This is a genomic window from Nocardiopsis yanglingensis, assembly GCF_045809185.1.
In the GTDB taxonomy this organism is placed as follows: domain Bacteria; phylum Pseudomonadota; class Gammaproteobacteria; order Xanthomonadales; family Xanthomonadaceae; genus Stenotrophomonas; species Stenotrophomonas yanglingensis.
Window position 1 is genome coordinate 128,634 of sequence record NZ_JBJNRH010000014.1, and the last position, 8,220, is coordinate 136,853.

11 protein-coding genes are annotated in these 8,220 nt (G+C 66.1%); 1 reads left to right on the forward strand and 10 read right to left on the reverse strand.

The genetic code is table 11. The features are described from left to right. Positions 1-87: 87 nt before the first annotated feature. The 10 genes from ACJ7C5_RS17300 to ACJ7C5_RS17345 form a co-directional block, all read right to left on the reverse strand. Complete coding sequence (locus tag ACJ7C5_RS17300) at positions 88-537, reverse strand: DUF6491 family protein (protein ID WP_412704606.1); 450 nt, start codon at positions 535-537, stop codon at positions 88-90. 213 nt (positions 538-750) lie between these two features. Beyond that, entirely contained in the window at positions 751-1,464 is a 714-nt protein-coding gene (gene lolD, locus ACJ7C5_RS17305) for a lipoprotein-releasing ABC transporter ATP-binding protein LolD (RefSeq protein WP_412704607.1), read from the reverse strand. Then, positions 1,457-2,698, reverse strand: coding sequence for a lipoprotein-releasing ABC transporter permease subunit (locus ACJ7C5_RS17310; protein WP_014036805.1), 1,242 nt, complete (start codon positions 2,696-2,698; stop codon positions 1,457-1,459). Before ACJ7C5_RS17310 ends, lolD begins: the two co-directional genes overlap by 8 nt. A 23-nt stretch (positions 2,699-2,721) precedes the next feature. Next, positions 2,722-3,171, reverse strand: coding sequence for a hypothetical protein (locus ACJ7C5_RS17315; protein ID WP_412704608.1), 450 nt, complete (start codon positions 3,169-3,171; stop codon positions 2,722-2,724). Continuing rightward, positions 3,122-3,370: an FAD assembly factor SdhE gene (locus tag ACJ7C5_RS17320; protein WP_004153155.1), complete on the reverse strand. Its 249-nt coding sequence runs from the start codon at positions 3,368-3,370 to the stop codon at positions 3,122-3,124. Before ACJ7C5_RS17320 ends, ACJ7C5_RS17315 begins: the two co-directional genes overlap by 50 nt. 98 nt (positions 3,371-3,468) lie before the next feature. Beyond that, complete coding sequence (locus ACJ7C5_RS17325) at positions 3,469-4,254, reverse strand: succinate dehydrogenase iron-sulfur subunit (protein ID WP_005409079.1); 786 nt, start codon at positions 4,252-4,254, stop codon at positions 3,469-3,471. A gap of 66 nt (positions 4,255-4,320) precedes the next feature. Continuing rightward, positions 4,321-6,111: a succinate dehydrogenase flavoprotein subunit gene (gene sdhA, locus ACJ7C5_RS17330; RefSeq protein WP_012510712.1), complete on the reverse strand. Its 1,791-nt coding sequence runs from the start codon at positions 6,109-6,111 to the stop codon at positions 4,321-4,323. Positions 6,112-6,142: 31 nt separating this feature from the next. Further along, positions 6,143-6,529, reverse strand: a complete 387-nt coding sequence (gene sdhD, locus ACJ7C5_RS17335; protein WP_024958619.1) for a succinate dehydrogenase, hydrophobic membrane anchor protein — start codon at positions 6,527-6,529, stop codon at positions 6,143-6,145. Beyond that, positions 6,526-6,918, reverse strand: coding sequence for a succinate dehydrogenase, cytochrome b556 subunit (sdhC, locus tag ACJ7C5_RS17340; RefSeq protein ID WP_024958620.1), 393 nt, complete (start codon positions 6,916-6,918; stop codon positions 6,526-6,528). Before sdhC ends, sdhD begins: the two co-directional genes overlap by 4 nt. Positions 6,919-6,974: 56 nt before the next feature. After that, a complete protein-coding gene (locus ACJ7C5_RS17345) occupies positions 6,975-7,145 on the reverse strand; it encodes a DUF1674 domain-containing protein (protein ID WP_005409075.1) in 171 nt (56 codons plus the stop codon). A gap of 39 nt (positions 7,146-7,184) precedes the next feature. On the opposite strand from ACJ7C5_RS17345, the gene ygfZ reads away from it, so the two are divergent. Beyond that, complete coding sequence (ygfZ, locus tag ACJ7C5_RS17350) at positions 7,185-8,060, forward strand: CAF17-like 4Fe-4S cluster assembly/insertion protein YgfZ (protein WP_412704609.1); 876 nt, start codon at positions 7,185-7,187, stop codon at positions 8,058-8,060. Positions 8,061-8,220 lie beyond the last annotated feature (160 nt).

The window sequence follows — 8,220 nt, forward strand, 5'->3', positions numbered from 1 at the left end:
CCTCCCCTCGGTACCCGTGCCCGGCGGTTCGGGCGGGGCCTGGCCGGCCCACCCGCCCCCCGCCGGGCATGGCCCGGCGCTACCAGTTTATTTTCCGGATTCCTCGCGCTCCTGCACCTGCGCCTGGCGCAGCTCCTGTTCGGAGGCACGCAGCGCCTTCACGTCCAGCTTGCGGATGCTGTCGATGAAGCACGGCATGCGCGGGCCGCCGGTGGGGTCGCGCACCAGCACCTTGTCGAAGCGTGCCGATACACGGTTCATCTGGCTGGTCAGGCCGATGGCAGTGGCATACGACAGGTCCTGGCAGGGACCTCTCAACTCCAGCAGATAGGCTTCACTGGGTCGGGTCCACACCGCCAGCGCGCTGTCACCCAGCTCGGTCCAGCCATTGAGGGTGCCGAAGAACTGCATGTCGTTCTGCGGCGCACCGGCATGGGCACGGTACAACTCCAGTTTTTCGGTGCTGCTGAGCCGGCCGGTGGTGGCACAGGCGGTCAGGGCCAGACAGAGGCCAGCCAGCAGAAGCGGGGTCTTCATGGCGATCTCCTCGGGGAACTGTCGCCATCATGCGCCTGGGCTGGCAACGCCGGCGCGACGACCGGCAGCCCCATTCAGGCGCCGGTCGACCAAGGTCGACCTCTACCAAAGCAGGCCCAGGGCTCCGGATTCCGGTAGTCGCCAACCCTGGTTGGCGCTTGCCCTGCAGGAGCAGCCGACCAAGGTCGGCTTCCACCAAAGCGGCCCAGCACCTCAGACGTCGGCGTGCGCCAGTGCGTGCAGGCGCCCTTCGCGCAGTTCCAGCACGCGGTCCAGACGGCGCGCAAGGCTGCGGTCGTGGGTGACCAGCACCAGGCTGGTGTGACGCGCGCGATTCAGCTCCAGCATCAGCTCGAACACCGTTGCAGCAGTGCGGTCATCCAGGTTGCCGGTCGGCTCGTCACCGAGCACGCAGGCCGGATGATTGACCAGTGCTCGCGCCACCGCAGCACGCTGGCGCTCGCCGCCGGACAGCTCGCCCGGCTTGTGATCCAGGCGATGGCCGAGGCCGACCGCTTCCAGCAGCGTAGTGGCCCGGCTGCTCGCTTCGGCCACTGCAGTACCGGCCAGCAGCACCGGCATCATCACGTTTTCCAGCGCCGTGAACTCCGGCAGCAGGTGATGGAACTGGTAGACGAAGCCCAGCGCCTGGTTGCGCAGCAGGCCACGCGCGGTATCGGACAGCGCCGACATGCGATGGCCGGTCACGTAGACCTCACCCGCGGTCGGAATGTCGAGGCCACCCAGCAGGTGCAGCAGCGTGCTCTTGCCGGCGCCGGAAGCACCGATGATCGCCACGGTTTCGCCGGCAGTCACGGTCAGGTCCAGGCCATCGAACACCGGGGTCTGCATGCGCCCTTCGGCGTAGGTCTTGCCCAGTGCTTCGGCGCGGATCACTTCATCGCCGCGGTTGAAGACCTTATTCATAACGCAGGGCCTCCGCCGGCTGGGTGCGTGCTGCCCGCCAGGCGGGATACAGGGTGGCCAGGAAGCTCATCAGCAACGCGACGACGGTGATCGCAACCACGTCGCCGGTCTGCATGTCGGTCGGCAGGCCGGTGATGTAGTACACATCCTCCGGCAGCAGCTTGACGTTGAACACGCTCTCGATAGCGCCGAGGATGCGTTCCAGGTTGAGGGTCAGAGTGATGCCGCCGATCAGGCCGGCCAGCGTGCCGAAGATGCCGATCAGCGAACCCTGCACCATGAACACCTGCATCACCCCGCCCGGGGTCAGGCCCAGCGTGCGCAGGATGGCGATGTCGGCCTGCTTGTCGGTCACCAGCATCACCTGCGAGGACACCAGGTTGAAGGCGCCCATGGCGATGATCAGCGACAGCAGGATGCCCATCACCACCTTCTCCATGCGCAGGGAGTGGTAGAGGTTGGCGTTCTGCTGGGTCCAGTCACTCACGCGGTACGCACCGCCAAGGCTCTGCGCCAGATCCACGCCCACTTCCAGCGAGCGGTCCATGTCGTGCAGTTTCAGCCGCACGCCGGTAGCACCATCGGAACGCAGCACGCGCTCCAGGTCCTGCATGTTGGCGAAGCCGACGCCACGGTCGACCTCGTTGTAGCCGGCCTCGAAGATACCGCTGACGGTAAAGCGTTTCATCCGCGGCACTGCGCCGGCAGGCGTGCCCTGCACTTCGGCGAAGGTCACCAGCACCTGGTCGCCGACGTCCACGCCCAGCCAGATCGCCAGCTCCTTGCCCAGCAACAGGTTGAAGCTGCCCGGCGTGAGGCTGTCGTAGCTGCCCTTGGTGACCTTCTTGTCGATCACCGACACCTTCGGCTCCAGCGCCGGATCGATGCCCTGGATGATCGCGCCCTGCACGCGCGGGCCGCTGATCATCGACTGGATCTCGATGTACGGCGCGGCACCGGCCACGCGCGGATCCTTGCGGGCGATGTCGACCACACGCATCCAGTCCGGCATCGGCTCGCCGTCGCGGCTGATGGTGGTGTGCGCGGTCATCTGCAGCAGGCGGCTGCGGATTTCCTTCTGGAAACCGCTCATCACCGCCAGGGTGGTGATCAGCACCGTGACGCCGAGCGCGATGCCCAGGATCGATGCCATCGAGATGAAGGAGATGAAGCCGTTGCGGCGCTTGGCGCGCAGGTAGCGCAGGCCAATGGCCACGGGAATGGGTTTGAACATGCAGGCACGCCGGTCAATTCAGCTTATGGTGCCATCGACCGGGGCCGACGGGAAACGCCACGTGCGGCCACGGCCAGTCGCAGTTCACGTCGCTGCCCGGAATCGAGCACATCCGGCCAGAACAGCAGGCGCCGGCGCCGCCGATCCTCACGCCACAGCAACAGCATCCAAGGCCCACGCACGACCAACCGTGGTTCATCGACGTCCTGCCCGGCCACCTGCAGCGGCTCGGGCGGTACCGGCAGAAGCACCTGCACGCGTGGCCTGCGCTGGCGCCAGGCCAGTTCGGCCAACCCGACGCTCCAGGCCAGCACCACCGCGGGCATCAGCAGCCGTGAAGGCAGGTCCGATGCGCGCAGCAGCCAAGGCGCGGCCAGCAGCACCGCCAGCTGGGCGGCGGCCTGCAGCCTCGAGGGGCGCCACTCAAGGCTTGAGGGCGAGGATCTTCTGCATGAGGGGGATCGCGTGCGCATGTGGGCAGGCCTCATAGCCCATGAACCAGCGCCACAACTTATCGTCCTCGCAATCAAGCAGGAACAGGAAAACCTCGCGCTCTTCGGTCGGCGCAGTGCTCCACTCACGGTCCAGGTAGCGGCCGAACAGCTGGTCCAGCTCACGCATGCCGCGGCGGCAACGCCAGCGCAGCTTCTTCAGCAGAACGTCTTCTTCCATCATGTTTCTCCAGATACAGCAAAGCCACGCATGGCGTGGCTCTACTGGGGTGGCACAGCCACGCGCGGCGTGGCTCTACCGGGTACAGCCGGGCCTGATCAGGCGCGGCGTTCCATCATCAGCTTCTTGATCTCGGCGATCGCCAGCGCCGGGTTCAGGCCCTTCGGGCAGGTCCGGGCGCAGTTCATGATGGTGTGGCAGCGGTACAGCTTGAACGGATCTTCCAGATCGTCCAGGCGCGCACCGGTGTCCTCATCGCGCGAGTCGATGATCCAGCGGTAGGCCTGCAGCAGGATGGCCGGGCCCAGGTAACGCTCGCCATTCCACCAGTAGCTCGGGCAGCTGGTCGAGCAGCACGCGCACAGGATGCACTCGTACAGGCCATCGAGCTTCTTGCGGTCTTCCGGCGACTGCAGGCGCTCACGGTCCGGCGGTGCCGGGGTCTGGGTGCGGATCCACGGCTTGATCGACGCGTACTGCGCGTAGAAGTGGGTCAGGTCCGGAACCAGATCCTTGACCACGTTCATGTGCGGCAGCGGGTAGATCGGCACTTCCTTCTTGCCGCAGTCCGAGATGGCTCGGGTGCAGGCCAGGGTGTTGGTGCCGTCGATGTTCATCGCGCACGAACCACAGATACCTTCGCGGCAGGAGCGACGGAAGGTCAGGGTCGGGTCGATCTCGTTCTTGATCTTGATCAGGGCGTCCAGGACCATCGGGCCACAGGCGTCCAGATCGACTTCATAGGTGTCGGTGCGCGGGTTGCTGTCGTCGTCCGGACTCCAGCGGTAGATCTTGAAGGTGCGCACGTTCTTGCCGCCGTTCTTGACGGGGAAGTGCTTGCCCTTCGTGATCTTGGAATTCTTGGGGAGTGAAAACTCGGCCATGGCTGCTCTCGTTGGCTCAGGCGGCCCGCGCCCTTGGGCGCGGATTGCATGGTAGGCGGGGTCGGATCAGTACACGCGCGGCTTCGGCGGCACTACGGACACGTCGTCGGTCAACGTGTACATGTGCACCGGACGGTAGTCGAAGCTGCACTTGCCCTTCTCGTCGACGCTGACCAGGGTGTGCTTCTGCCAGTTGACGTCGTCGCGGTCCGGGAAGTCCTCGTGCGCATGCGCGCCGCGGCTTTCCTTGCGCTGTTCGGCCGAGTTGATCGTCGCCACCGCGTTGAGCAGCAGGTTGTTCAGCTCGTAGGTCTCGATCAGGTCCGAGTTCCATACCAGCGAACGGTCGGAGACCTTCACGTCCTGGAACGAGTCGAAGATCTTGTCCATCTTCTCGCAGCCTTCCTTCAGCGTCTGGCTGGTGCGGAAGACGGCTGCGTCGGCCTGCATGGTGCGCTGCATGCGATCGCGGATGACCGAGGTCGGGGTGTCGCCGTTGGCGTGGCGCAGCTTGTCCAGCAGGCCCAGCGCCTTGTCGCAGGCATCAGCCGCCAGCGGCTTGTGCGATGCGCCCGGCTTGATGGTCTCGGCGCAGCGGTTGGCCACCGCACGACCGAACACCACCAGGTCCAGCAGCGAGTTCGAGCCCAGGCGGTTGGCGCCGTGCACGGACACGCAGGCCGCTTCGCCGATCGCGTACAGGCCCGGGATCACTGCATCGGGGTTGTCGCCATCCTTGCGCACCACTTCGCCGTGGTAATTGGTCGGAATACCGCCCATGTTGTAGTGCACGGTCGGGATGACCGGGATCGGCTGCTTGTGCACGTCGACGCCGGCGAAGATGCGGGCGCTTTCAGCGATGCCCGGCAGCTTCTCGTCGATCACGCCCGGGCCGAGGTGGGTCAGGTCGAGCAGGATGTGATCCTTGTGCTCGCCGACGCCGCGGCCTTCGCGGATCTCGATGGTCATCGAACGGCTGACCACGTCGCGCGAGGCCAGATCCTTGTAGTGCGGTGCGTAGCGCTCCATGAAGCGCTCGCCGCTGCTGTTGCGCAGGATGCCGCCTTCACCGCGGACACCCTCGGTGATCAGGCAGCCAGCGCCGTAGATGCCGGTCGGGTGGAACTGCACGAACTCCATGTCCTGCATGGCGATGCCGGCACGCATGGCCAGGCCGCCACCGTCGCCGGTGCAGGTGTGCGCCGAGGTGGCGCTGAAGTAGGCACGGCCGTAGCCGCCGGTGGCCAGCACCACGCCCTGGGCGCGGAACAGGTGCAGGGTGCCGTCGGACATGTCCAGGGCCAGCACACCGCGGCAGGCGCCTTCGTCATCGAAGATCAGGTCGAGTGCGAAGTACTCGATCATGAAGCGCGCATCGTGCTTCAGCGACTGCTGGTACAGGGTGTGCAGCATCGCGTGGCCGGTACGGTCAGCCGCCGCGCAGGTACGCTGCGCCGCCGGGCCTTCGCCGTACTTGGTGGTCATGCCACCGAACGGACGCTGGTAGATCTTGCCTTCGGCGGTACGCGAGAACGGCACGCCGTAGTGTTCGAGCTCGATGATGGCCGGGATGGCCTCACGGCACATGTATTCGATGGCGTCCTGGTCGCCCAGCCAGTCCGACCCCTTGATGGTGTCGAAGAAGTGGTAGCGCCAGTCGTCCTCGCCCATGTTGGCGAGTGCGGCCGAGATGCCGCCCTGGGCGGCAACGGTGTGCGAACGGGTCGGGAAGACCTTGGTCAGGCACACGGTCTGCAGGCCCTTGGCGGCCAGGCCGAACGTGGCGCGCAGGCCGGCGCCGCCGGCGCCGACCACGACCATGTCGTACTTGTGTTCGGTGATCTTGTAAGCGGACATCTAATCTGGATTCCTGTGTTGGTGCCTGGGCTCAGGCAACGCCGAGGGCGATGCGGCCCACCGCAAACACACTGACGATCATGCCGAGCACGGCGACGAACTTCACCGCGGTCTGCAGCACCAGGGCCAGCAGCGATTCGTGGATGTAATCTTCCAGCACGACCTGCATGCCGAGCTGCGCGTGCCAGAACATGGCGATCAGCAGGCCGATCAGCGGCACGGCGTTCCACGGCTTGGCCACGGCGGCAGCGGCGGTCGCGTAGTCCGAGCCCAGCAGGCTCAGCACGAAGACCAGGAACCAGATGCCCAGCGCCACCAGGGCGGCGGCGGTCAGGCGCTGGTGCACGAAGTGCTCGGTGCCGGTCTTGGCCGAGCCAAGGCCACGCACGCTCTTCAACGGGGTACGGAACTTGCTCACGCGGCACCTCCGAACATCACATAGGCCCACACCAGCAGGGTGATCACCAGGCTGCCGATGACCGACAGCCAGCTGCTGCGGATGAAGGCGGGGATGCTGAAGCCGATGGCGAAGTCCTGCACCACATGGCGGATGCCATTGCACAGGTGATAGGCGAACGACCATGTCCACGCGAACAGGAACACGCGGCCATACCAGGCCCCGGCATGGCCGGTGAAGCAGTTCCAGGACTCGGGCCCCATCATCAGGGCCAGCAGGCCGGCGGCGATGATGAGGGCACCAACAGACAGAAAGACGCCAGTGGCTCGATGCAGGATCGAGGTGGCCATCTGAATCTGCCAGCGATACACCTGAAGGTGCGGGGAAAGTGGGCGTTGTCTGGTCGCCATTCGCTGGGCTCGTTGTCTCGGCTGGGCGGCACGCGGCCGCGTTGGCTCAATGCTGATCAGAAATCGATGCAGCGTCCGTTTTTCTCCCAATCGCCGTACCGCACCGGATCAAGTCCGCCGCGGCCGCCGAATTCCTCTGCTTTTTCCTGTTCCACGGGCACGGGTGCCGCGGGGACCAGCGGGGCTTCAGATTCGTCGTCGGGAGTGGGGGTTGTTTGGCCTATCATGTTCGGTCTCGCAACGCACAAATTTTAGACCTCGTTCACGTGCCTGACAACCTGCCCCCTGCTTTCGTCGGATATCCGCGCCTGCCCGGCCACCAGCTGCTGAGCCTGCAGGGCCCGGATGCGGCTGTCTTTGCCCACGCCCAGTTCAGCAGCGATGTCACCGCCCTGCCCCTGCAACACTGGCAGTGGAGCGCCTGGTTGAGCGCCAAGGGCCGCACCCTGGCGGTGTTCCAGCTGCTTCGGCTGGCTGAAGACCATGTGTTGCTGGTGCTGGCCGACGGCGACGCCGATGCGATTGCGTCGCAACTGCAGCGCTTCGTATTCCGTCGCAAGGTGAAGGTACTGGTGCGCAACGATCTGGCGGTGGCCGGCGCGTTCACTGCGCCCGAGGCCGCCAGCGGCGCCGCGATTGCGCAGACTGCAGGTGACGGCTGGGAACTGGATCTGGGCAGCGATGCCCTGCCGCGCACCCTGCGCATTGGCAGCGCCGATGCCTTCGCCGCCGGCGGCGAAGCCGATGAGACCGCTTTCGCACTGGCCTGGCGCCAGGCCGACCTGCGCTACGGCCTGCCCCGGCTGGAAGAAAGCCAGCGCGAAGTGTGGACCCCGCAGCAGCTGGGGTTGGACCGCCTGAACGGTTACAGCGTGAAGAAGGGCTGCTATCCCGGCCAGGAAATCGTCGCCCGCACCCACTTCCTCGGCAAGGCCAAGCGCGCGGTGCAGCTGCTGCATACCGCAGCACCGGCGCAGGCCGGCGATGGCGTGCAGCAGGACGGTACGGCGCTGGGCACCATTGCCAGCGTGGCCGGCGATCTGGCACTGGCGGTACTGCCGCTGGAGGCCAGCGACGCTGATCTGCAGGTGGGCGACGCCGTGGCGCAGCGTGTGCCGCTGCTGGATGGGTTGGCGCGCTGAATCTGTCGGGAAACCGCATCTGGTGGGTGCGGACCTTGGTCCGCACTGCTTCTGCTGGCATCCCATCCACGCATGGCGTGGATCTACTGGATCCGGTGGAGGCGGACCGTTGGTCCGCACGCCTTCGCTGAAAGAATGGTAGCGCCGGGGGCGGGGCGGC

Excerpts from the sequence above, each read along its gene's own strand:
- ACJ7C5_RS17300 (WP_412704606.1), bottom strand. The coding sequence starts at position 537 with ATGAAGACCCCGCTTCTGCTGGCTGGCCTCTGTCTGGCCCTGACCGCC.
- ACJ7C5_RS17320 (WP_004153155.1), bottom strand. The coding sequence starts at position 3,370 with ATGGAAGAAGACGTTCTGCTGAAGAAGCTGCGCTGGCGTTGCCGCCGC.
- ACJ7C5_RS17315 (WP_412704608.1), bottom strand. The coding sequence starts at position 3,171 with ATGCGCACGCGATCCCCCTCATGCAGAAGATCCTCGCCCTCAAGCCTT.
- sdhA (WP_012510712.1), bottom strand. The coding sequence starts at position 6,111 with ATGTCCGCTTACAAGATCACCGAACACAAGTACGACATGGTCGTGGTC.
- ACJ7C5_RS17345 (WP_005409075.1), bottom strand. The coding sequence starts at position 7,145 with ATGATAGGCCAAACAACCCCCACTCCCGACGACGAATCTGAAGCCCCG.
- ACJ7C5_RS17325 (WP_005409079.1), bottom strand. The coding sequence starts at position 4,254 with ATGGCCGAGTTTTCACTCCCCAAGAATTCCAAGATCACGAAGGGCAAG.
- ACJ7C5_RS17310 (WP_014036805.1), bottom strand. The coding sequence starts at position 2,698 with ATGTTCAAACCCATTCCCGTGGCCATTGGCCTGCGCTACCTGCGCGCC.
- sdhC (WP_024958620.1), bottom strand. The coding sequence starts at position 6,918 with ATGGCGACCAGACAACGCCCACTTTCCCCGCACCTTCAGGTGTATCGC.
- lolD (WP_412704607.1), bottom strand. The coding sequence starts at position 1,464 with ATGAATAAGGTCTTCAACCGCGGCGATGAAGTGATCCGCGCCGAAGCA.